This window comes from Mycolicibacterium austroafricanum, assembly GCF_902705885.1.
Classification (GTDB): domain Bacteria; phylum Actinomycetota; class Actinomycetes; order Mycobacteriales; family Mycobacteriaceae; genus Mycobacterium; species Mycobacterium vanbaalenii_A.
Genome location: NZ_CACSIP010000009.1, coordinates 1 through 23,447, shown reverse-complemented (window position 1 = coordinate 23,447; position 23,447 = coordinate 1). Strand labels below are relative to the sequence as shown.

11 protein-coding genes and 1 pseudogene are annotated in these 23,447 nt (G+C 67.6%); 7 read left to right on the top strand and 5 right to left on the bottom strand.

Annotation, left to right across the window (positions count from 1 at the left end; genetic code table 11):
- Positions 1-172: 172 nt before the first annotated feature.
- Both BEMPMBAN_RS07330 and BEMPMBAN_RS07325 read left to right on the top strand, forming a co-directional pair.
- Positions 173-11,182, top strand: a pseudogene (locus BEMPMBAN_RS07330) (type I polyketide synthase); the annotation flags it as partial.
- A 430-nt stretch (positions 11,183-11,612) separates the two neighbouring features.
- Positions 11,613-12,404, top strand: a complete 792-nt coding sequence (locus BEMPMBAN_RS07325) for an SDR family oxidoreductase (RefSeq protein WP_159229700.1) — start codon at positions 11,613-11,615, stop codon at positions 12,402-12,404.
- On the opposite strand, the gene BEMPMBAN_RS07320 is transcribed toward BEMPMBAN_RS07325, so the two are convergent.
- Positions 12,405-13,499 (bottom strand): NAD(P)H-dependent amine dehydrogenase family protein, encoded by a 1,095-nt coding sequence (locus BEMPMBAN_RS07320; protein WP_159229699.1) that lies wholly within the window; start codon positions 13,497-13,499, stop codon positions 12,405-12,407.
- A gap of 236 nt (positions 13,500-13,735) precedes the next feature.
- On the opposite strand from BEMPMBAN_RS07320, the gene BEMPMBAN_RS07315 reads away from it, so the two are divergent.
- Complete coding sequence (locus BEMPMBAN_RS07315) at positions 13,736-15,571, top strand: acyl-CoA dehydrogenase (RefSeq protein ID WP_159229698.1); 1,836 nt, start codon at positions 13,736-13,738, stop codon at positions 15,569-15,571.
- Between the two features lie 301 nt (positions 15,572-15,872).
- Here BEMPMBAN_RS07315 and BEMPMBAN_RS07310 read toward each other — a convergent pair whose 3' ends face one another.
- Together BEMPMBAN_RS07310 and BEMPMBAN_RS07305 are read right to left on the bottom strand one after the other, a co-directional pair.
- A complete protein-coding gene (locus BEMPMBAN_RS07310; protein ID WP_159229697.1) occupies positions 15,873-16,799 on the bottom strand; it encodes a TIGR03564 family F420-dependent LLM class oxidoreductase in 927 nt (308 codons plus the stop codon).
- A gap of 131 nt (positions 16,800-16,930) precedes the next feature.
- A complete protein-coding gene (locus BEMPMBAN_RS07305) occupies positions 16,931-18,232 on the bottom strand; it encodes an acetyl-CoA C-acetyltransferase (RefSeq protein ID WP_159229696.1) in 1,302 nt (433 codons plus the stop codon).
- A gap of 160 nt (positions 18,233-18,392) precedes the next feature.
- Between BEMPMBAN_RS07305 and BEMPMBAN_RS07300 the strand changes: the two genes are divergently transcribed.
- Together BEMPMBAN_RS07300 and BEMPMBAN_RS07295 are read left to right on the top strand one after the other, a co-directional pair.
- Entirely contained in the window at positions 18,393-19,781 is a 1,389-nt protein-coding gene (locus tag BEMPMBAN_RS07300) for a 3-oxoacyl-ACP reductase (protein WP_159229695.1), read from the top strand.
- Between the two features lie 34 nt (positions 19,782-19,815).
- A complete protein-coding gene (locus BEMPMBAN_RS07295) occupies positions 19,816-20,661 on the top strand; it encodes a MaoC/PaaZ C-terminal domain-containing protein (RefSeq protein WP_159229694.1) in 846 nt (281 codons plus the stop codon).
- A gap of 8 nt (positions 20,662-20,669) precedes the next feature.
- On the opposite strand, the gene BEMPMBAN_RS07290 is transcribed toward BEMPMBAN_RS07295, so the two are convergent.
- Together BEMPMBAN_RS07290 and BEMPMBAN_RS07285 are read right to left on the bottom strand one after the other, a co-directional pair.
- Positions 20,670-21,299, bottom strand: a complete 630-nt coding sequence (locus BEMPMBAN_RS07290) for a TetR/AcrR family transcriptional regulator (protein WP_159229693.1) — start codon at positions 21,297-21,299, stop codon at positions 20,670-20,672.
- 54 nt (positions 21,300-21,353) lie between these two features.
- Positions 21,354-22,556, bottom strand: a complete 1,203-nt coding sequence (locus BEMPMBAN_RS07285; protein WP_234897342.1) for a glycoside hydrolase family 3 N-terminal domain-containing protein — start codon at positions 22,554-22,556, stop codon at positions 21,354-21,356.
- 149 nt (positions 22,557-22,705) lie between these two features.
- Here BEMPMBAN_RS07285 and BEMPMBAN_RS07280 point away from each other — a divergent pair, with 149 nt between their 5' ends.
- Together BEMPMBAN_RS07280 and BEMPMBAN_RS07275 are read left to right on the top strand one after the other, a co-directional pair.
- A complete protein-coding gene (locus BEMPMBAN_RS07280; protein WP_014813542.1) occupies positions 22,706-22,879 on the top strand; it encodes a DUF2613 domain-containing protein in 174 nt (57 codons plus the stop codon).
- 19 nt (positions 22,880-22,898) lie between these two features.
- Positions 22,899-23,447: alpha-(1->3)-arabinofuranosyltransferase domain-containing protein (locus BEMPMBAN_RS07275; RefSeq protein WP_200845910.1), on the top strand; the 549-nt coding region annotated here is incomplete at its 3' end.

Below are 23,447 nucleotides of genomic sequence, written 5' to 3'. Positions count from 1 at the left end.
CGACGGAAACTCATGTTCGGAGGCCTCGCGCCCCTCGGCCCCGCCGTGCAATAGTGGCCCAGGGGTCGAATTCAGCTAAGACTGAGGTACCAGTTGTATTTACGGTTGGGTAAGTTACGCTTACCGCCCAGAATGGTATCTTACTGCCGAGTAGGGAGGGGGGGCTACGGTCATGCATTCAACCGAGTTCCAGAACGAACGAGTCCAGCGATACGCGATCGTCGGCTATGCCGCGCAGTTCCCCGGCGCACCCGATGCCGACCGGTTCTGGAGCATGCTCCGCGACGGGCGCGACGCGATATCCGAGGTACCCGAGGACCGCTGGGACGTCGACGACTTCTTTGACCCCGAACCGGGCGCAGCCGGCAAGATCGTTACCCGCCGCGCCGGATTCGTCGAGGATCCAACCGGATTCGATGCACCGTTCTTCGGAATGTCAGCGCGCGAGGTCCGGCTGATGGATCCGCAGCACCGCCTCCTGCTCGAAACCGCATGGCGCGCCGTCGAGCATTCCGGGATGGCGCCGTCTTCGCTGAGTAACAGCAATACCGGGGTCTTCGTGGGTTTGGCGACCCATGACTACCTCAATATGGCGGCCGCGGAGCTGGACTACCACGAGATCGAGGCCTACATGGCCATCGGAACATCTAACGCCGCAGCAGCCGGCCGGATCAGCTATCGACTGGGCCTGCAGGGGCCCTCAGTCGCGGTGGACACCGCGTGCAGCTCGTCGCTGGTCGCCATCCACCAGGCATGCCAGGCGCTACAACTGGGGGAATGCGACCTGGCCCTGGCCGGCGGTGCCAACGTCCTGCTCACTCCGGCGACCATGATCACTTTCTCCAACGCGCAGATGCTCGCGCCGGACGGCCGCTGCAAGACCTTCGACGCGGCAGCCGACGGCTATGTCCGGGGCGAAGGTTGCGGCGTGATCGTCATCAAGAGGCTGGAGGACGCCCAGCGGGACGGCGACCACATCCGCGCGGTGATTCGCGGCAGCGCAATCAACCAGGACGGCGCATCAGGTGGCTTGACGGTGCCCAATGGCGTTGCCCAGCAACGGGTGATCACCGATGCACTCAACCGCGCTGGCCTGGCACCAAGCGAGGTCGGGTACCTCGAAGCCCATGGCACCGGAACTTCGCTGGGTGACCCGATCGAGGCCCAGGCCGCGGGTGCAGCCTTCGGAGTCGGGCGCGACCCCGAGCAGCCGCTGTTGATCGGATCGGTCAAGACCAACATCGGTCACCTGGAAGCGGCGGCCGGTATCGCCGGCGTCATCAAGGTCGTCCTCGCCCTGGAGAACGGCCTGCTGCCCAAGCACTTGCACTTCGAGAATCCCTCACCCCACATCCCCTGGAACAGGCTTCCGGTGGAGGTCGTCAAGGAATCCACGGTCTGGGAGCGCAACAGCCGGCCCCGCATTGCCGGTGTCAGCTCGTTCGGTTTCGCAGGCACGAATGCCCACGTCATCGTCGAAGAAGCTCCCGAACAACCCCATCTGACCGATTCCGCGCCGGTCGACGAGTCCGCCGACGAGAAGTTCAGCATCGTGCCGCTCTCGGCTCGGACACCGTCGGCGTTGGTCCGGATCGCCGATCAGTACCGCCAGTGGTGGGAGCAGAACCCCGAGGCCGACCTCGCCGATGTCTGCTTCACCGCCGGGGTGGGACGTTCCCATTTGGAGCACCGCGCCGCACTGGTGGTCAACTCCCGGGACAAGGCACGTGAGCTCCTGGCCGCGCTGTCCGAGGACCGGCCCGTCCCCGGTCTCGTCCGCGGGGAGTCGCACGACACCCCGAAGACAGCATGGCTGTTCACCGGCCAGGGCAGCCAGTACCCCGGCATGGCGCGTGAGCTCTATGACACCGAACCGGTGTTCGCCGAAACCATGGATCGGTGCGCCGCGGCCGTCGTAGATGTACTTGAACAGCCTTTGCTGAGTGTGGTTTTCGACGACGAAGGCACCGCCAGCGAGGAACGGCTGCGGCAGACCTCCTACGCCCAGCCGGCGTTGTTCGCCGTCGAAATGGGTCTAGCCCGACTGTGGCAGTCCTGGGGCTTCGAACCCGACATAGTCCTCGGGCACAGTGTCGGTCAGTACGCGGCTGCCTGCGTTGCCGGCGTGTTCAGTCTCGAAGACGGTATGCGACTGATGGCCGAACGGGGTCGGCTCTTCGGTAGCCTGCCCGCCGGTGGCCGCATGGTCGCGGTGTTCGCCGCCGCCGATCGCGTGGAACGACTGACCGACGACTTCCCGACGCTGTCCGTCGCCGCGTACAACGGCGCCAACACGGTGCTGTCCGGCCCTGCCGCCGACCTCGAACGCGCCGTGGCACCCTTGGAGAAGGACGGTGTCCGGTGCGACTGGCTGGAGACCAGCCATGCGTTCCATTCGGCGCTGCTCGACCCGATCCTCGACGAATTCGAGTCGTATGCAGAGGGTTTCACGTATCGAACCCCGCAGCGCCTCTTGATCGACAACCGGACCGGTGCAGCGCTGGGCCGCAGCGTCGTGATCGACGGCGCGTACTGGCGTCGGCACGCGCGCCAGCCGGTCGAGTTCGCCAAGAGCGTGCGCACGCTCGCGGACCTGAACTGCCGAGTGCTGGTCGAGATCGGTCCACGCCCGATCCTCACCGCCGCTGCTCTGAGCGCCTGGCCGGCCCAGGCCACCACGCCCCGCGCGATCGCCTCGATGCGCCGCAACTCCGCCGATCATCGGCAGATCACCGAAGCAGTCGCCGATGCCTACGTGCTGGGCCACCTGCCCGACTTCACCGCCTTCCGGCGTCAGCGCGCACGCAAAGTGGATCTGCCGACCTATCCCTTCGAACATCGCGAATATTGGTTCTGGGACAACCGCGCCGACGCGCGCAGGCCCAGCCACCAGCGCAAGAGCTCGGCCCAGACGCAGTCCATGCGGCTCCTCGAAGACGGGCGCGTCCAGGAACTCGCGGCGCTGCTCGACGGCACCGACACCGATCCACAGACCCTGAGCGTGTTGACCAAGCTCGCCCAGCAGCACAACCGCCAGCGCGGCACCCAGTCGATCGCCGACGCCCGCTACGAGATCCGCTGGGACGTCGCTGCTGCCCCGGCTCCAGCCGGGATGACTGCCGCAGGTTCGCTGTGGATCCTGGTCGGTGAGCAAGACGCTGCCGTCGCACCGCTGGTCGAGGCACTCGACGCATGCGGCCAGCAGCACCGGAGCGTCGGGCTACCGGCATCCGAGGCCGATGCCGAGCAACTGGTCGACACACTGCAGGCCGCTGCTGCCGAGAACACGTCCGTGCGCATCGTGAATGTCGCGGCTCTCGATTCCGCGGGCGACGCACCTGCGACGGCGCGTGTCGAGCGAATGCAACAACGGATCATGAGCGGGACGCGTCGACTCTTCTGCGCCGCCAACACCGCCGGACTGCGCAGCCCAATCTGGCTGGTGACCCGCGGTGCACAGCGGGTCACCGACTCCGACTCGGTTGCCCCAGATCAGGCCTGCCTCTGGGGATTCGGCCGAGCCGCAGCCCTGGAGATGCCCCACCTGTGGGGCGGACTTGCCGACATGCCCGCCGCCGGTGCGGACACAGCCGAAGACTGGTCGGCGCTGATCGATCGGGTCTCGGCGGCCCGCGACACGGCAGATCGCGAGGATCAGATCGCGCTGCGCGATCAGGCCGTCTACGTCCCACGCCTGGTTCGGCACGCCGAGTTGCCCAGCGGTACACCGCTGCAGCTGCGCGAGGACGCTACCTACCTGGTCACCGGGGGTCTGGGCGCGATCGGACTGGAAATTGCCGGCTACCTGGCCGCTCAAGGTGCCAAACACCTGGTGCTCACCAGCCGGCGTGCTCCCGCGGAAGCGACCCAACAGCGTATCGACGAGCTCGGTCGACAGCACGATTGCGAGTTCCGCGTCGTGACCGCTGATGTGTCCGACGCCCGGGAAGTCGAACGGCTCCTGGACATGGTGGGAGCCGAAATGCCGGCGCTGCGCGGAATCGTGCATGCCGCCGGGGAAATCGGCACCACCGCGCTGACCGACCTCGATGACGATGAGGTCGATCGGGTGTTCTCCGGAAAGGTCTGGGGTGCTTGGCATCTGAGCGAGGCTGCGGCCGGCCTCCCGTTGGATTTCTTCATCAGCACCTCGTCGATCGCCTCGGTGTGGGGCGGGTTCGGTCAAACCGCCTACGGGGCGGCCAACGCCTTCCTCGATGCTCTTGCCTGGCGCCTGCGGGAACGCGGTATCGCCGGAGTCAGTGTCAACTTCGGCCCCTGGTCGGCGGGCATGGCCGACGCGGAATCCCGCGCCAGGTTGGAACAACGCGGGATCAAGACCCTGTCACCGACCCACGCTCTGGACGGTCTGGCCGACGTGGTGGCGACCGCGTCGACGCCGGGACCCGCGCAGGGCATGGTGGCCAGGGTCGACTGGGCGCGATTCCTGCCGCTGTATCAGCAGGCGGGCCGACGGGCGATCTTCGCGGAGTTGGAGCGCGAACTTCCCGAAACCAGCACCGTCGCCGGAGCTGTTCTGACCGCGTCGGGCAAGACCGCGCTCGTTGAACGGCTCACCAATGCTCCAGTTCAACAGCGCAAGAAGCTGCTCACCGACTACCTCCGCGAATCGGTAGCCGACATCACCCGCATCGACGCCGCGGAGATCCGCGAGGACACCGGCTTCTTCGACATCGGCATGGACTCGCTGATGGCCGTCGAAATGCGGCGCCGCATCGAACAGGGCGTCGGCCACGAGATCCCGGCCACGTTGGCGATGGATCATCCTCGACTCTCCGATGTCGCCGACTACCTGCTCGGCGATGTGCTCGGCCTCGCCGAGGCCGCGGCTCAGCTTGCCCCGGCAGCGGTTTCGTCCGCGCACAATGACGAGTCGATCGCGATCATCGCGGTGTCATGCCGATTCCCGGGTGCCCCGAATCCAGAAGCGTTCTGGGACCTACTGTCCAACGGGCTCAACGCGATCAGCGAAGTCCCCGAGGACCGCTTCGACATCGACGAGTTCTACGACCCCGACCCCGACGTCCCCGGCAAGACCTACACGCGGTTCGGCGGATTCCTGGAAGGTATCGACGGATTCGATCCCGAGTTCTTCGGCATCTCCCCCCGTGAAGCGGTCTGGATCGAGCCCCAGCAGCGACTCGTACTCGAGACCGTTTGGGAAGGACTGGAACGTGCCGGGTGCTCGCCAGCGGCTCTACGTGGCAGCCGGACCGGCATCTTCACCGGCGTCGCCGCCAACGAATACGCGCACTTGTTGTCGGCCGAACCGATCGAGAAGATCGAGCCACACTTCATCACCGGCAACGCGCTCAACGCGATATCGGGACGCGTCGCGTTCGCACTCGGATTCGAGGGGCCCGCAGTGGCCGTCGACACTGCCTGCAGCTCTTCGCTGGTGGCCGTGCATCAAGCCAGTCAGGCATTGCGTTCCGGTGACTGCGACCTGGCCGTGGCCGGTGGGGTGAACGTCCTGCTGAGCCCTGTCACCGTCGTCGCCGCATCGCGGGCGAGGATGCTCTCGCCGGTCGGACAGTGCAAGACCTTCGACGCCTCCGCGGACGGCTACGTCCGCAGCGAAGGCTGCGGCATGTTGGTTCTCAAGCGGCTCAGCGACGCCCAGCGAGACGGCGACCGCATCTGTGCGGTCATACCGAGCAGTGCGGTCAACCAGGACGGCGCCTCCAGCGGCCTGACAGTGCCCAACGGTGGTGCTCAGCAACGGCTCATCGGGACCGCGTTGACGCGTGCCGGTCTGACCGGCGCGGACGTCGACTACCTCGAGGCGCACGGGACCGGCACCCCTCTTGGTGATCCGATCGAAGTCCAGGCCGCAGCCGCCGCTTACGGCGGCTCGCGCGCGGCGGACCGGCCACTGCTGATGGGCTCGGTGAAGAGCAACATCGGTCACACCGAGTCAGCCTCCGGCGCAGCGGGTTTGATCAAGGTCGTATTGTCTCTGCAGCACAATCTGCTGCCGCAGAGCCTGCACTTCGAGACCCCTTCGCCGCATATTCCGTGGGATTCGCTAGCGGTGCAGGTCGTGGACAAGCCAACGCCGTGGACGGCCAATGGCCGACCGCGCCGCGCCGGCGTCAGCTCGTTCGGGTTCACCGGGACCAACGCCCACGTGCTGATCGAGGAGGCACCGAGCGCGCCGGTCGTCGGTGATGGAACCCAGACCCCGGGCGAGGAAGCCGTCGCATCAGCTACCCAACCCGGGTCGGGGGAAGACGCGATCAACGTGCTTGCGCTCTCGGCGAAGTCACCGGCGGCCCTGGCCGAGTTGGCTCAACGGTATGAAGCCTGGTTGAGCGCCCGTCCCGACGCCGATATCGCCGACGTGTGCCTGACCGCCGGTACCGGACGCTCGCATTTTGATCACCGGGCGGCGATGGTTGTCGATTCGGTGGACAGCGCCCGCGCGGCACTGTCCGATCTGGCCGAGAATCGGTTACGTCCCGGCGTCGTCCGCGGCGAGCACAGCCACCACCCGACGACGGCGTGGTTGTTCACTGGTCAGGGCAGTCAGTACGCGAGTATGGCGCGCGAACTGTTCGACAGTGAACCGGTGTTCGCCGAGACGGTGACCCAGTGCGCCAAGGCGGTCGGCGAGATCCTGCCCCGCCCGCTGCTTGACGTGCTGTTCGCCACCGACCGCGAGACTGCCGGCCTGTTGCGGCACACGTCATTCGCCCAGCCCGCGTTGTTCGCCGTCGAGATGGGTCTGGCCCGGCTGTGGCAATCGTGGGGGATCGTGCCCGACGTGGTGCTCGGCCACAGTGTCGGCCAGTACGCCGCCGCCTGCGTGGCCGGGGTGTTCAGCCTCGAGGACGGGGCCCGGTTGATGGCCCACCGCGGGCGACTGTTCGGCAGTCTGCCCGAGGGTGGCCGGATGGTGGCGATCTTCACCGACCCCAAGCAGGTCGAAGCGGTTTCGGCCGAGTTCCCGCGGGTCTCGGTCGGCGCCTACAACGGGCCCAACACCGTCCTCTCCGGGCCCGGCGAGGACCTCGAGAAGATCGTCGCGAAGTTCGGTGAAGACGCTATTCGCTGCACCTGGTTGGAAACCAGCCACGCCTTCCACTCGGAGTTGCTCGATCCCGTCCTCGACGAATTCGAGTCGCTGGCAGCAGAGTTGACGTTCGCAGCGCCGACGCTGCCACTGGTGTGCAACCGCACCGGCGCTGTGCTGGCCGGCCAGACCTTGCTCGACGCTCCGTACTGGCGCCGGCACTCCCGTCAGCCGGTGCAGTTCTCCGAGAGCGTGCGCACCATCGCAGCACTCGGCTGCTCGGTGCTGATGGAGATCGGACCGCAGCCGGTGTTGACCGGTGCCGCGGTCCAGGTCTGGCCGGAGCATCTGGCCGCTCCGCGGGCGATCGTGTCGCTGCGCAAGGGGGTTGCCGACCGGCACCAGATCGCCGACGCGCTGGCAGCGGCCTACGTCAGCGGACATCGGCCCGACTTTGCCGCGCTCCACGGCCAGCACCGCCGCCGGGTGGAGCTGCCGACCTACCCGTTCCAGCGGCGCCGCTTCTGGCCGAGAACGTCGGGAATCACCATCGACGGTCCCACCCAGTCCGGCCTGTTGGGCGCGGAGAAAGACCTCGCCTCTGGCGACACCATCTACACCAGCAGGTTGTCGGTCAAGACTCAGCCCTGGCTGTCCGACCACGTCATCTACGGCACCGTCGTCGTCCCCGGCGCGACGTACGCAGCCATGGCGCTGGCCGCTGTCGGCACCCCGGCGCACGCCAAGGACGTGTTCTTCTACGAGCCGATCATCCTGCCCGAGAAGAGCTCTCGTGAGATGCAGCTGACGCTGCATCCGATGGACCACGACGGTGAGTGGAAGTTCCAGGTGCACAGCCGCCCGTTCGGCGACCGCACTGCCGACTGGGCGCTCAACGCCGAAGGCACGGTGCTATCCGGTGCCGCCGAACAAGACGCTTCCCCCGAGCAGTCCGAACCGGTCGACGACATGGTCGATCGGCTGACCCGGATGCGTCCGCAGGAGTTGTTCGAGACCTTCGCTGACCTGGAACTGTCCTGGGGACCGACATGGTCGGGCTCACTCAAGTCGCTGTGGCTGGGCGACGGCGAAGCGATCGGCGACATCCTGGTGGGCGAGGAACTCGCCGAGCAACTCGGCGCCGAGCCGATGCACCCGGTGCTGATGGATCTGTGCACGGGGGTCGCATTCCCCGCGTTCCCGGCCGTGCTGGCGGCCGAGCAGGGTGTCAACGACCTGTTCCTGCCACTGCGTTACGGACAGGTCATGCTCAAGGAGAAGATGCCGCGCCGGTTCTACTGCCGGACCAAGTGGCACAGCAATGAACTCAACGCCGAAACCCAGGTCTTCGACCTCGATTTCCTGGATCGGGATGGTCGCCTGCTCGGCGGCATCCGTGAGTTCACCGTCAAGCGCGCACCGCGCGAGGCACTGCTGCGCGGTCTCGGCGGCGACGCCACCCGGCTGCTCTACACGCTCGGCTGGCACGAGGTGCCGTTGCCCGGCACCGAGGAGGATGGCGCCGCCGCGCCGCAGGGCACCTGGCTGATCGCCGGCTTCGATGAGCTGGCAGGCAAGGTGGCCGGCTGCATACCGTTCGATCGGTCCGCCGATTCCGAGTCCCTGGGCCAGGTCCTGACCCAGGCCAACGAGAAGGGCGTGCCGTTCGCCGGCGTGATCTGGCGCAGTAAGGCAGGCAGCGCCGGTGAGTCGGCTACCGAGCTCGCCGCACGCGTCGAGGCCGAGGTGACCCACCTGCTCAGCGCGGTACACACCACGCAGGGCGGGGAGGTGAAACTCCCCGGCGGCCTGTGGATCGTCACCGAGCGGGCGGTGGCCACCGAATCCGGTGAACCCGTCGACCCGGGGCAAGCCGCTCTCTGGGGATTCGGACGCACCACGATCAACGAAGAACCTGCGCTGCGGTGCCGCCTGGTCGACTGTGACGGTTCGCCGGAAGCGGTGAGCGCGGTCGCCGGTCTGATGGCCACCCCGGTCGACGAACCGGAACTGGCGATTCGGCAAGGAAAGTTGCTGGCCTCCCGGCTCCTGCCGTGGGCGCGCAGCGGCAACCTCGCGGTACCGCGAGGGGGCGACTTCGTGCTGGCTCCGACCGAGCGCGGGGCGATCGACAACCTCCGCCTGGTCGACACCGAGGTGTCGGCACCGGCCGAGGGTTACGTGCAGGTCCGGGTCGAAGCCGCCGGTCTGAACTTCCGCGACGTGCTCAACGTCCTGGGTCTCTATCCTGGCGACCCCGGGCCGATCGGCGGTGACTTCGCCGGGGTGGTGACCCAGCTCGGTGACGGCGTGACCGGGTTGCAGGTGGGCCAGCGAGTTTATGGCTCCATGCAGGGTGCTTTCGCCACCCGGTTCAACGTGCCCGCTCAGTTCCTGGCACCGATCCCGGACGGGGTGAGCGCGGTGGATGCCGCGACGATCCCCGCTGCCGCGCTGACTGTTCGGCTGGCGTTCGATTGGGCTCGGATCAAGCCGGGCGACAAGGTGCTCATCCATGCGGCCAGCGGTGGGGTGGGGCTCGCGGCCATCCAGATGGCCCAGAAGTGCGGGGCCGAGGTCTTCGCCACGGCCAGCACCTTCAAGCGTGCGACGTTGCGCAAGCTGGGTGTCAAGTACGTCTATGACTCGCGCACAACCGATTTCGCGGATCAGATCCTGGCTGACACCGACGGTGCCGGTGTCGACGTGGTCCTCAACTCCCTGACCGGAGAGGGGTTCATCGATGCGACCCTTCGGGCTACCGCTTCGAACGGCCGTTTCGCCGAGATCGCCAAGCGCGACATCTGGTCACCGGAGCGGATGGCCGAGGCGCGGCCCGACATCGCCTACGAGATCGTCGCGTTGGACACCGTGATGTTCACCGAACCCGACCGCATTCGCGACCTGCTCACAGAGGTGTCGCAGGGGCTGGCCGACGGAGAGTGGACACCGCTGCCGGCCGAGATCTACCCGGTGACCGAGGCGCGGGCCGCATTCCGGCGTATGCAGACCGCGCGTCACATCGGAAAGATCGTCGTGCAGATCCCGGCCCCGCTGCAGCCGCGGGCCGACCGCAGCTACCTGATCACTGGCGGGCTCGGCGCCATCGGTCTGCACACGGCGTCCTACCTCGCCCAATTGGGTGCCGGTGACATCGTGCTCACCAGCCGGCGCGCACCCGATGCCGACACCCAACAGCTGATCGACGAGATGGTCGAACGTTTCAAGTGCCGCATCCATGTCCACAGCGCCGACGTCGGTGACGAAGCCGCCGTGGCAGCGCTGCTGGACCAGATCCGCGCGGAGCTGCCGCCGCTGGGCGGGGTGGTGCACCTGGCCGGTGTGCTCGACGATGCACTGCTGTCCCAGCAGACCCCGGAACGGTTCCGGACGTCGTTGGCAGCCAAGGCGTATGGCGCCTCGTACCTGGATCGCCTGACCCAGGACGACGACCTCGACTTCTTCATCGTGTCGTCGTCGGTGTCCAGTCTGTTCGGTTCCCCCGGTCAGTCCAATTACGCGACGGCCAACGCGTTCCTCGACGGGCTGGTCGCCCGGCGGCGAGCATTGGGATTGCCGGCCACCGGGATCAACTTCGGCCCCTGGGGCCAGGGCGGGATGGCTTCCTCCGAGGCGGCGACGGCCAACATCAGTGCTCAGGGCCTGATCCCGCTGGAACCGTCGGCAGCATTGGCTGCGCTGGGTGAGGCGGTGGCCCACGGCACCGGCCAGGCCACCATCCTCAAGGCGAACTGGCAGCGTGCGGCCAAGGTGTTGGGCGGTGCGCGACCGCCGATCCTGGACCTCGTGTTGCCCAGTGCGGCGGGCGAGGCCACCGAGGACAGCGAAGTTCTCAAGCAACTGCTGGAGATCCCGGTGCCCCAGCGTGCGGCGTTCGTCACCGAGTTCCTGCAGCGCGAGGTGCAGAACTTCCTTCGGCTGGCGCAGCCGCCGGCAGCCACCAGCCGGTTCCTGGATCTCGGTACGGACTCGCTCATGGCGATCGAGTTGCGCAACCGGTTGCACAGCCAGTTCGGCGGCAAGTTCACCCTCAACGCGACGGCGGTATTCGATTACCCGACCATCGGCGGGCTTGCCGAGTATCTGGTGGCGCAGCTGCCCGACACGGAGTCAGCGGCGCAACCGGCCGAGCAGGCCGAGCAGGCCGAACCGGCCGAGCAGGCCGAACCGGCCGAGCAGGCCGAACAGGCCGAACAGGCCGAACAGGCCGAACAGGCCGAACAGGCCGAACAGGCCGAACAGATCCCCGTAGCCGAGCAGTCGTCACCAAATGGCCACAGCCGGGCCGGTAAGGAAGCCAGCACCGACGGGTAACCTGCCGTCCATGGTGGCCGAGACGTCCAGCACCCGCCCGAAGTCACGGCTGGTGCTGGGCGTCTCGATCGGCGCCGTCGGCGCAAACCCGCCATCCGCCGGCCGTGTATGCCGTGCAGTTGGTGCTCAACGCCGCCTGAACCCCGTTGTTCCACTGCTGCCCTACCTCGTCTGGTCGGGGTTCGCCTGTGTATGAATTTTGCAGTGTGGCAACTCAATTGACTGTGGCAAAGGGGCAGGTATGACGAAGACGGTGTTCATCACAGGGGCCGCGACGGGTATCGGCCGGGCGACCGCCTTGTTGTTCGCCGGACGCGGTTACTTCGTGGGCGGCTACGACATCGACGAGACGGGCTTGCAGATTCTGGCCGCCGACATCGCCGCGGTCGGCGGTGCGGGTGTTGTCGGGCATCTCGACGTCACCGACGCCGACGAGGTGTCCCAGCGGTTGTCCGAGTTCGTCGCGGGCGCCGGCGGCCGGCTCGACGTGATGATCAACAACGCCGGCCTGCTCAACGCCGGACACTTCGAGGAGATCCCCGTCGCGGTGCACCACCGCGAGATCGACGTCAACATCAAAGGCGTGGTCAACGGCTTGCACGGGGCGTTCCCCCACCTCAAGACGACCCCGGGGGCGGTGGTGGTGAACCTCGCGTCGGCCTCGGCGATCTACGGCCAGGCCGAGCTCGCCAACTACAGCGCCACCAAGTTCTTCGTCAGGGCGATCACCGAGGCGCTCAACCTCGAGTGGGGTGATCACGACATCCGCGTGATCGACATGTGGCCGCTGTATGTGCAGACCGCGATGACCCGGGACGTGAAGACCGGGACCACGACGTCGTTGGGTATCCGGCTCAGCGCCCAGGACATCGCCGAGGACATCGTGTCCGCGGTCGAACCGACGTTGCCGCGGCGGCTGGTCAGCCAGGTGCATTTCGCGGTCGGGACACAGGCAAAGGTGCTGGCGCTGGGATCTCGCTTCTCGCCGGCGTGGCTCACCAGGCTGGTCAACAAGCGCCTCGCGGGTCGGTAGTCAGTCGGTCGACCACCGCGTCGCCTCCACCTCCGGCGGAAGCGGCGGATGCAACGGCACATCGAGACCGTCGTAGATTCCAGGCTTCTGGGTGGCCAACCAGCCGATCGCGCCGAGCAGCCGGTTGGCGGCGGTGGTGTTACCGCCGTCGGCGCGGGTGCCGCCGGGAACGTCGGCCCGGCTGACGATCGTCAGCTGCGGGTCGCCGTCGATGATCACCCGGTGGTCGCCGACACCCTCGTCGGGGTAAGGCCAATCGGGCGCGCAGGACTCGTGGATCCGGGTGATGTGGTCGATGACGATCCGTTCGCGTCCACCCGACCACCCGATGACCTTGAGCCAGAAGGCGCCCTGAGTGCCCTTCTCGAATCGGCCCATCACGGTGTCGACGGACTCTTCGAGTGGGCGGCGTTGCACGTCCTCGGTGATCTCGTCGATCTCCAGCCCGAGACCACGGCCGATGAGCCGGAGGTTGCCGCCCCAGACCATCGTCGGGATGGACGGCAGCAGCATCATCGGAATCTCGTCCATCGAGCCCCCGAAACCACACGACACCTTCACCGCGTAGGGCTGGTCGTAGGTGGAGTAGTCGAAAATCTCCTGACAGTGGATCGTCTTGATCCTGGTGCACAGTCCCGCTGCGGTCACCGCCAGCGCATCGTTGCCCCAGCCCGGGTCCACGCCGCTGACGAGCAGTGTCGCCCCGCCCTCCTCAGCCGCAGCGGTGAGGCGTTGCACCCACTCCGGCGGCGCGGAGCGCGGGTCGTAGAGCGAGTACAGCGACGGGGTGACGACATGCGCGCCGGCGCGCAGGCAGCGTTCGATGTCGGCGACGGCCTCGTCCGGGCGGATGTCGCCGGATGCCATGTAGGCGACGGCGTCGCACTGCGCAAGCACCGCGTCGACGTCGGTGGACGCGGCGATCCCGGTGTCACCTTCGAGTCCGGCGAGGACGGCGGCGTCGGAACCCGCCTTGTCCTGCGACGACGTGATGACACCTGTCAACCGGAGCCCGGGGAAGGCCGTCACCGATCGGATCGAGGTCGCCCCCATGTTGCCCGTTCCCCACACCGCGACCCGTGTTCTCGACTCCACCGATACACCCTAACCGGGTCAAGGTGACCATCATCACAGCCACGCAGAAGTCCAGCTCAGAGGCCAGAAATAGCGCGATTCCGGTGCCCGCCCAACTGCCGGGTTGGCCGATCGCCGGAAATTGCTCACAGTCGCTTTGCGTTGAAGTTACCGGGCGGTATAGTCGGACACAGTTACTGGTGGGTAACTTAGCCGAAGTACCCAACCGCATGTGGCGTTCTCATCGAGGAGGAATAGTGGGCCACTACAAGAGCAATGTCCGTGACCAGGTGTTCAACCTGTTCGAGGTGCTCGGCGTCGACAAGGCGCTGGGCCAGGGCGAGTACGCAGACATCGATGCCGACGTCGCCGCCGAGATGCTGGCGGAGATGGCCAAGCTGGCCGAGGGCCCGGTGGCGGAGTCGTTCGCCGAGGGCGACCGCAACCCGCCGGTGTTCGATCCCCAGACCCACAGCGTGAAGCTGCCCGAGGCCTTCAAAAAGTCCGTGCGCGCCGTGATCGACGGCGGCTGGGACAAACTGACCATCAGCGAGGAGCTCGGCGGCACGCCGATGCCCAGCGCGCTGTCGTGGGCGCTGCAGGAGCACATTCTCGGCGCCAACCCCGCGGTGTACATGTACGCGATGGGCGCCGGATTCGCCGGCATCTTCCACAACCTCGGCACCGAGGAGCAGAAGAAGTGGGCCGTGCTGGCCGCCGAACGCGGTTGGGGCTCCACGATGGTGCTGACCGAGCCGGACGCCGGCTCCGACGTCGGCGCCGGGCGCACCAAGGCCGTCCAGCAGCCCGACGGCACCTGGCACATCGACGGCGTGAAGCGCTTCATCACCTCTGCCGATTCCGACGACCTGTTCGAGAACATCATGCATCTTGTGCTGGCCCGCCCTGAGGGCGCCGGCCCGGGCACCAAGGGGCTTTCGCTGTTCTTCGTCCCGAAGTTCCTGTTCGACCCCGAAACCGGCGAGCCCGGTGAACGCAACGGCGTGTTCGTCACCAACGTCGAGCACAAGATGGGCCTGAAGATCTCCACGACGTGTGAGCTCTCGCTCGGCCAGCACGGTGTTCCGGCCAAGGGCTGGTTGGTGGGCGAGGTGCACGAGGGCATCGCGCAGATGTTCGACGTCATCGAGCAGGCCCGGATGATGGTGGGCACCAAGGCGATCGCCACGCTGTCCACCGGCTACCTCAACGCGCTGGAGTACGCCAAGACGCGGGTGCAGGGCGCCGACCTGACGCAGATGACCGACAAGACCGCGCCCCGGGTGACCATCACCCATCACCCGGACGTGCGTCGCTCGCTGATGACCCAGAAGGCCTACGCCGAGGGACTGCGCGCGCTGTACCTGTTCACCGCCACCCACCAGAACGCGGCGGTGGCCAAGGAACTGCACGGTATCGAGCCCGAATTGGCGGTCAAGGTCAACGACCTGCTGCTCCCGATCGTCAAGGGTGTGGGTTCCGAGCAGGCGTACGCCAAGCTCACCGAGAGCCTGCAGACCTTTGGTGGCTCCGGCTTCCTGCAGGACTACCCGATCGAGCAGTACATCCGCGACGCCAAGATCGACTCGCTCTACGAGGGCACCACCGCGATCCAGGCTCAGGACTTCTTCTTCCGCAAGATCGTCCGGGACAAGGGCGTCGCGCTGGCGCACGTCGCCGGCCAGATCGAGCAGTTCGTCAAGGCCGAGGCCGGCAACGGCCGGCTCAAGGCAGAGCGCGCGTTGCTGGCGACCGCACTGGAAGACGTCCAGGGCATGGCCGCCACCCTGACCGGCTACCTGATGGCCTCGCAGGAGGATCCGCAGAGCATCTACAAGGTGGGGCTGGGCTCGGTGCGCTTCTTGATGAGCGTCGGTGACCTGGTGATCGGCTGGCTGCTGCAGCAGCAGGCGGCCGTGGCGATCGAGAAACTCGACGCCGGAGCGACGGGTGACGACCGCGCGTTCTACGAGGGCAAGGTCGCGGTGGCGTCGTTCTTCGCGAAGAACTTCCTGCCGCTGCTCACCAGCACCCGCTCGATCGTGGACAACCTCGACAACGAGGTCATGGAACTGGACGAAGCGGCCTTCTAGAGAAGGTCTTTCAGTTCGAGACGCCCCCGGACTCTTCCCGGGGGCGTCTTGCATTGGGAGCCACTCGACCGGCGAACAGACACAAACTCGCGCGAATTGCGAGTGAACTGTGCGACTTTATGTCTGCTCGCGAGCGGGACCGGCGCATAAGGGCGGGTTCGGGAGGACAATTGGGTGCGTTCTTCTTGGTCTCACGCGGCCGACTTTCATCCCTTGTCGACTCTTTGGATCTGTCACTCCCGAACCCGTCGTGCGATCGATGCTACGCCTGTGAGTGACGTCACACCAGCCCGATTTTCGGTCAGGTCTCCTTGCTGCGGAGGAGTGCGCGGCTCCGCGCCCGCCCTTCGGCGGACGGGTCGAACGGGGCCCCGACGAACTCGTCGACGCCGGCTGCGGCCAGCTCGTCCAGTCGCTGCGAGACCGTCTGCTCGTCGCCGATGATCGCCGCGTCCTCCGGCCCCGCGTAGCCCTCTCGATCCAGCATCGCGCGGTAGGAGGGCAACGTGCCATACATGGCGAACTGCTCGGCGGCCTGGCGACGCGCGGCATCGACGTCGTCGGTGACGGCCACCGGCAGAGCGGCGACGACGCGCACCGACCCGTCGGGGCGGCCCGCGTCGGCCGCGGCTTGCCGAAGCGTCGGGCTGACGTGGTCGCGCAGGGTGGTAGGCCCCGTCATCCAGGTGCACGTGCCCGACGTGCGACGGCCCGCCAGGCGCAGCAGCTGAGGCCCCAGGGCGGCGATGTACACATCGGGGCGGGGGGCACCGGGAATCATCAGCGCGCCACGGGTGGTGACCGTCTCCCCGACCGCATCGGCGGGTTCGCCCGCCAGCAGCGGGAGCAGCCCGTCGAGGTATTCGTTGAGCCGGCGCACCGGCTTGTCCCAGGGGATGCCCCACATACCCTCGGTGACGGCGGCGTGGGTCATCCCGAGACCCAACAGGAACCGGCCCCCCGAAGCCAGGCTGACGGTCAGCGCGCGCTGCGCCATCTGCATCGGGTGCTGGTTCTGGATCGGGACGACACCGCTGGCGACCTCGATGCCGTCGACCTCCCGCAGCGCCACGGCCAACACGGTGAGAAGGTCGGGCTCGAAGGGAAGTTGGCTCATCCAGACCCTGCCGAAACCCTCGTCACGCAGCTGCGCCAGGTTGGCGATGGTGGCGTCGATCGGTGAGCCGTCCCCGGCACCGCTGAGCTGTCCGAACATGCTGATCTGCATGCCAGGAACTGTAGTGCCGAAAGTAAGAGCCCCGTGTTGCCGTCGGGTCGGGGGGTCAGACGGCAACACGGAGCTATCCCATGTATCGATCCCTCACCGGCGGGCGTTACAGCCCTGGGCGAGGTTTTTTCTCAGGCCTCCAGGATGGCCGTCACACCCTGCCCACCTGCGGCGCAGACCGAGATCAGGCCGCGGACCGGCTGGCCGGTCTGCACCTTCTTCTCTGCCAGCTGCTTAGCCAGCTGAGCCAGGATCCGGCCGCCCGTCGCGGCGAACGGATGCCCCGCGGCCAGTGACGAGCCGTTGACGTTGAGCTTCGACCGGTCGATGGCGCCGAGCGCCCCATCCAGACCGAGGCGCTCCTTGCAGTACTCGTCGGACTCCCACGCCGCCAGCGTCGCCAGCACCACCGACGCGAACGCCTCGTGGATCTCGTAGAAGTCGAAATCCTGCAGCGACAGCCCGTTGCGCGCCAGCAGCCGCGGCACCGCGTAGGTCGGGGCCATCAGCAGTCCGTCGGGCCCGTTGACGTAGTCCACCGCCGCGGTCTCTCCGTCGACGAAGTAGGCCAGCACCGGAATGGAGCGTGCGGCCGCCCACTCCTCGCTGGACAGCAGCGCCACCGAGGCACCGTCGGTCAGCGGTGTCGAGTTGCCGGCCGTCATCGTCGCGTCGCCGTTGCGTACCCCGAAAACCGGTTTGAGCTTGGCCAGTTTCTCCGCCGACGAGTCCGCACGCAGGTTGTTGTCGCGGTAGACGCCGAGGAACGGGGTCACCAGGTCGTCGAAGAAGCCTCGGTCGTAGGCGGCGGCCATGTTGTTGTGGCTGGCCGCGGCGAGCGCGTCCTGATCGACGCGCTTGACGCCCATTTCCTTGGCGGTGACGGCCGCGTGCTCCCCCATAGACATTCCGGTGCGCGGCTCGCTGTTGACCGGGATCTCCACTCCGAGCGAGGCAGGCAGCTTGCCGACCAGCTTGAGGCGATCCACGTTCGACTTGGCACGACGCAGCCCCAGCAGCACCTGCCGCAGGTCGTCGCCGAAGGCGATCGGCGCATCCGAGGCGGTGTCCACCCCTCCGGCCGCCGCCACGTCATAACGGCCGAGCGCGATGCCGTCGGCGGCGGAGATGGCGGCCTGCAGGCCGGTGCCGCATGCCTGCTGCAGGTCGAAAGCAGGGGTGTAGGACGACAGCGCACTGCCCAGCACGCACTCACGCATCAGGTTGAAGTCGCGGCTGTGCTTGAGCACCGCGCCGCCGATGACCGCGTCGAGCTTCTCGCCCTTGAGGGAGAACCGGTCGGCGAGACCGTCGAGCACCGCGGTGAACATGTCCTGGTTGGACGCGTTTGCGTACGCGCCGTCCGCGCGCGCGAACGGGATCCGATTCCCTCCGAGAACTGCTACCCGGCGGGTTGATTTGTTGTCGGCCACATCTGCCTCCCGGCGTCGCGAGGATCGTTGGGGTGTCGAGGGTCATACTACCCACCGTTATTACTCTGGAGTAAGTTCGTGAGCAGCACAACAGTGGGTACCCCACAACGGACCGAGTTCAAATCGAAGACGTACCTCAGATTTTCCGAAAGGCAGCGCTGTGGCTTCCGACCTCCTCTCACAAGTCGTCAACTCCGGGCCGGGAGGGTTCCTGGCCAAACAGCTCGGCGTCCCGCAGCCCGAACCGCTGCGCCGTTACCGCCCGGGGCAGTCACCCCTGGACGGATCCCTGCTGATCGGCAGCTCCGCCGGCTCCGGCTCGATCGCCGGCTCCGCCGGCGGTGGACGCGTGGTGGAACCGCTGCGTGCTGCGCTGGCCGACGACTACGACGTGGTCGCCGACAACCTCGGCGGCCGCTGGGCGGATTCCTTCGGTGGCCTGGTCTTCGACGCCACCGGGATCACCGAGCCCGAGGGCCTCAAGGGGCTCTACGAGTTCTTCACGCCCCTGCTCCGCAACCTCGGCCATTCCGGCCGCGTGGTCGTCATCGGCACCACCCCGGAGGACATCGACAGCGTGCACGAGCGGACCGCCCAGCGTGCACTCGAGGGGTTCACCCGCTCGCTGGCCAAGGAGCTGCGCAACGGCTCCACCGCCGCGCTGGTCTACCTGTCCCCGGACGCCAAGCCCGCCGCGACCGGCCTCGAGTCGACGCTGCGGTTCATCCTGTCGGCGAAGTCGGCCTACGTCGACGCTCAGGTGTTCCGGGTCGGCGCGGCCGACTCCACGCCGCCGGCCGACTGGGACAAGCCGCTGGACGGCAAGGTGGCGGTGGTCACCGGCGCCGCCCGCGGCATCGGTGCGACGATCGCCGAGGTGTTCGGCCGCGACGGCGCAAAGGTGATCGCCGTCGATATCGAGGGGTCGGCCGAGGACCTCGCCGAAGTCGCCACCAAGGTGGGTGGTACCGCCCTGACCCTCGACGTCACCGCAGCGGATGCCGTCGACCGGATCACCGAGCATGTCCGCGAGCACTATGACGGCCGGTTGGACATCCTGGTCAACAACGCCGGCATCACCCGCGACAAGCTGCTCGCCAACATGGACGAAGGCCGCTGGGACTCCGTCATCGCCGTGAACCTGCTCGCCCCGCTGCGCCTGGCCGAAGGCCTGGTGGGCAACGGCGTCATCGGTGACGGCGGCAGGATCGTCGGGTTGTCCTCGATGGCGGGGATCGCGGGCAACCGCGGCCAGACCAACTACGCCGCGACGAAAGCGGGCATGATCGGGCTCACCGACGCGCTGGCGCCGCCGTTCGCCGAGAAGAACATCACTATCAACGCGATCGCGCCGGGGTTCATCGAGACCAAGATGACCGACGCGATCCCACTGGCCACCCGCGAGGTCGGCAGACGGCTGAACTCGCTGTTCCAGGGCGGTCAGCCGGTCGACGTCGCCGAGGCCATCGCCTACTTCGCCAACCCGGCATCCAACGCGGTCACCGGCAACACCATCCGGGTGTGCGGCCAGGCCATGCTGGGGGCGTGACGGTGAGCGAAGCTTGCGAAGCGAATCGAGGATCATGACCGAGCAGCCTTCGGGCTTGCGGAACATGCTGCGTGCCGTTGCGGGCGCGTTGCCGTTCGTGCCCCGCGACGACACCCTGCCCGACCGCACGCTGACCGTCGACGAGTTACCCATCGACCCGGCCAGCGTCGCCGAGTACGCCACCGTCACCGGACTGCGGTTCGGCGACACCGTGCCGCTGACCTATCCGTTCGCGCTGACCTTCCCCACGGTGATGTCGTTGGTGACGAGTTTCGACTTCCCGTTCGCCGCAATGGGTTCGGTGCATCTGGAGAACCACATCACCCAGTACCGGCCGATCTCGGTCACCGACACCGTCGGGGTTTCGGCGCATGCCGAGAACCTGCGCGAGCACCGCAAGGGTCTGCTGGTCGACATCGTGACCGACGTCAACGTCGGCAACGACACCGCCTGGCATCAGGTGACGACGTTCCTGCACCAGCAGCGGACCAGCCTGTCCGACGAGCCCAAGCCTCCGCCACAGAAGCAGCCGAAGCTGGGACCGCCGAACGCGGTGCTGCGCATCACGCCCGGCCAGATCCGCCACTACGCGTCGGTCGGCGGCGACCACAACCCGATCCACACGAACGCCGTCGCTGCGAAGTTGTTCGGGTTCCCCACGGTGATCGCGCACGGCATGTTCAGCGCGGCTGCCGTGCTGGCCAACATCGAGGGGCAGCTGCCGGATGCGGTGCGCTACTCGGTGCGGTTCGCCAAGCCGGTGGTGCTGCCTGCGCAGGCCGGCCTGTACGTCGACCGCAGTGCCGACGGCTGGGAGCTCACCCTGCGCCACCTCACCAAGGGACACCCGCACCTCACCGGGTCGGTGACACCGGCCTGAGCGGGCCGCTAGTGGGAGGCGACGGCCGCGGCGTCGACCGCAGCGTCGGACGGCTTCCCTTTGAGGCCGAGCCAGAACAGGTCGATCAGCAGTTTGGCGGCTTCGTCGGCGTCGGCGTCACCGGTGCTGACCCGCGACGCCACCGCCTCCCCCGCCCCCACCAGTGCGACGGCCATCATGTCGAAATCGGTGTCCGGCCCCGGAGACCGGGTGCCCGACCGCAGTAGCCGGCCGACGAGTTCGATGATGCGTTCGCGACCCTCGCGCACAGTGTGGGCGAACCGCTGCGAGCTGGTGGCCTGGGTGTAGAGCACCATCCAGGACGCGCGGTGGGTGTCGATGTATTTCAGGAACGCCAGCACTGCGCTGCGCAACAGTTCCTTCGGCGCATCGTCGAAGTCGATGTTGGTGCGGACTTCGTCGACGAACCGGGTCAGCTCCCGGTCCAGGCAGGCGCCGAACAGTTCCTCTTTGGAGCCGTAGTACAGGTAGAGCATCGGCTTGCTGATCTGCGCCTCGGCCGCGATCGCGTCCATGGAGGTCTCGTGATAGCCGTTCACCGAGAACATCTGCACGGCCGCGTCGAGCATCTGCTGCTCGCGGACAGCACGCGGCAACCGCTTGGTACCACCTGCCATGGGTCCGCCTTCCTGCGACGTGTTCTCACCACAGGGTAAGCAATGCCGCGCCGATCAGCCGCCGCAGAGCGGAGACGGACCCTTGACGGCCGCGATCCGCGTCACCGCGGCGTCCACACCGGACATCGTCAGTTCGCCGGCCGCCACCGCCTTCTCCAGCCGGTCGAGCACCGCGGGAACCTCTCTGGTGGTCACCCACAGCGCGACGTCCGCGCCGGCCTGCAGCGAGCGAAGGACCGCGTCGGCGACCCCGAACCGGTCGGTGATCGCCCGCATGCTGGACAGGTCGTCGGTGAACACCACGCCGTTGAACGGCGGACCGCCGTAGTCGCCGGAGCGCAGCAGCGCGTACGCGGCCGGGCTCAGGCTGGCCGGTTCGCTACCGGTCAACCCGGGAACCTCCATGTGCCCGACCATGACGCCGACCGGCGCTTCCGCGGTCAGCGTGCGGTAGGGCACCAGGTCGCTGGCCTGCAACGTGTCCAGCGACGGGGTGACGACGCTGCCCTCGTGGGAGTCGCCTGACGCCTGCCCGTGCCCCGGGAAGTGCTTGAGCACCGGCAGCAACCCGCCGTCGCGCAGCCCGCGGGCGTAGGCACCCGCATAGTCGGTGACCACGGTGGGATCCGAACCGAAGGACCGGTCGCCGATCACGGTGCTGGCCGGAGCGTCGGTGAGGTCGACGACGGGCGCGAAGTCGATGGTGATCCCCAGGTTGCGCATCTGGCGACCGCGGTCGAGCGCGATGGCGTACACCTCTTCGGGGCTGCTGCTCTGCGCCAGCACCCTGGGGGCGGGCTGCGAACCGATCACGCTGGACAGCCGCGAGACCCGACCCCCCTCCTCGTCGACGCTCACCGCCAACGGCAGCGGGCCCGCGGTCGCGGCGATGTCGGCCAGGGAGCCGTCCGACAGCATGGACAGGTCGGTCCAGCTGCCGATCATGATGCCGCCGACGTGGTGGGTGTCGACGACCGCGCGGGCGTCGGCGGCCCCGGTCACCCCGACCATCAGGAGCTGGGCCAGCTTGTCCCGCGTCGACATCGCGGCCGGATCGCCGCAGGCCGGTGCGGCCGGGACGGGGGCGGCGGGCGGTGGCGCGTTGTTCGGGACCGGGCCGGCCGCCATCGCCAACGGTGCGCTGGATGGTGCTGCCGTCTGGTCGTCGGCCGAGGTGCAGCCCGCGGAGAAGGCGACCGTCGCCACCATCGCCAGCAGGGCACCGGGCGCTGTCCATCGAGTTCGGGGGATGACCATGCGTCCCGACACTAATGGCAGCCGCTGTCGCGGCGTTAGCCCCGCCCGCCTCAACACGGTGCCGGGTGATCAGGTGCTGCGTAAGGGGCATCACCCGGTGCTGTTCGCGGCGCCGGGGCCATGATGCCGCGCGTGCTAGTTTGAGGCTCATGGATCGGTTCCTCGTGCCCGCTGCCGCCAGTATCGTCGTCGGCCTGCTGCTGGGCGCGGCTGCCGTGTTCGGGGTGACGCTGATGGTCCAGCAGGACACCAAGCCGCCGCTGCAAGCAGGCGATCCGGCGTCGTCCGTTCTCAACAGGGTCGAGTACGGCGACAGAAGTTAATTCCCGGGACGCCCCGCTCCTGCGCTCCGCTACCAGCCGATCCCGCCCGGGGACGCTCGAGCCGCTCTCCCGGCGCTGGCTGTGGGTGGCCGCCGCGGCGGCGCTGGTCCTGACGTTCGCCCAGTCTCCGGGACAGATCTCACCCGACACCAAGCTCGATCTCACCGCGAACCCGCTGCGCTTCCTGGCCCGCGCGTTCAGCCTGTGGAACAGCGACCTGCCGTTCGGCCAGGCCCAGAACCAGGCCTACGGCTACCTGTTTCCCCACGGCACCTTCTTCCTGGCCGGCGACCTGCTCGGCGTCCCGGGCTGGGTGACCCAACGGTTGTGGTGGGCGCTGCTGCTCACCGTCGGTTTCTGGGGCGTGCTGCGGGTCGCCGAGGCGTTGAAGATCGGCAGCACCACCTCGCGGGTCATCGCCGCACTCGCCTACACGCTGTCACCGCGGGCACTCACCACGATCGGCGCGATCTCCTCGGAGACGTTGCCGATGATGCTGGCGCCGTGGGTGCTGCTGCCGGTGATCCTGGCATTGGGCGGAATCGGAGGGGNGGGAANGACCCAGGGC

What these genes read in the sequence shown, in the direction of transcription:
- BEMPMBAN_RS07325 (WP_159229700.1), top strand. Translation starts at nt 11,613, where the DNA reads ATGACGAAGACGGTGTTCATCACAGGGGCCGCGACGGGTATCGGCCGG.
- BEMPMBAN_RS07310 (WP_159229697.1), bottom strand. Translation starts at nt 16,799, where the DNA reads ATGCAGATCAGCATGTTCGGACAGCTCAGCGGTGCCGGGGACGGCTCA.
- BEMPMBAN_RS07295 (WP_159229694.1), top strand. Translation starts at nt 19,816, where the DNA reads ATGACCGAGCAGCCTTCGGGCTTGCGGAACATGCTGCGTGCCGTTGCG.
- BEMPMBAN_RS07290 (WP_159229693.1), bottom strand. Translation starts at nt 21,299, where the DNA reads ATGGCAGGTGGTACCAAGCGGTTGCCGCGTGCTGTCCGCGAGCAGCAG.
- BEMPMBAN_RS07285 (WP_234897342.1), bottom strand. Translation starts at nt 22,556, where the DNA reads ATGGTCATCCCCCGAACTCGATGGACAGCGCCCGGTGCCCTGCTGGCG.
- BEMPMBAN_RS07280 (WP_014813542.1), top strand. Translation starts at nt 22,706, where the DNA reads ATGGATCGGTTCCTCGTGCCCGCTGCCGCCAGTATCGTCGTCGGCCTG.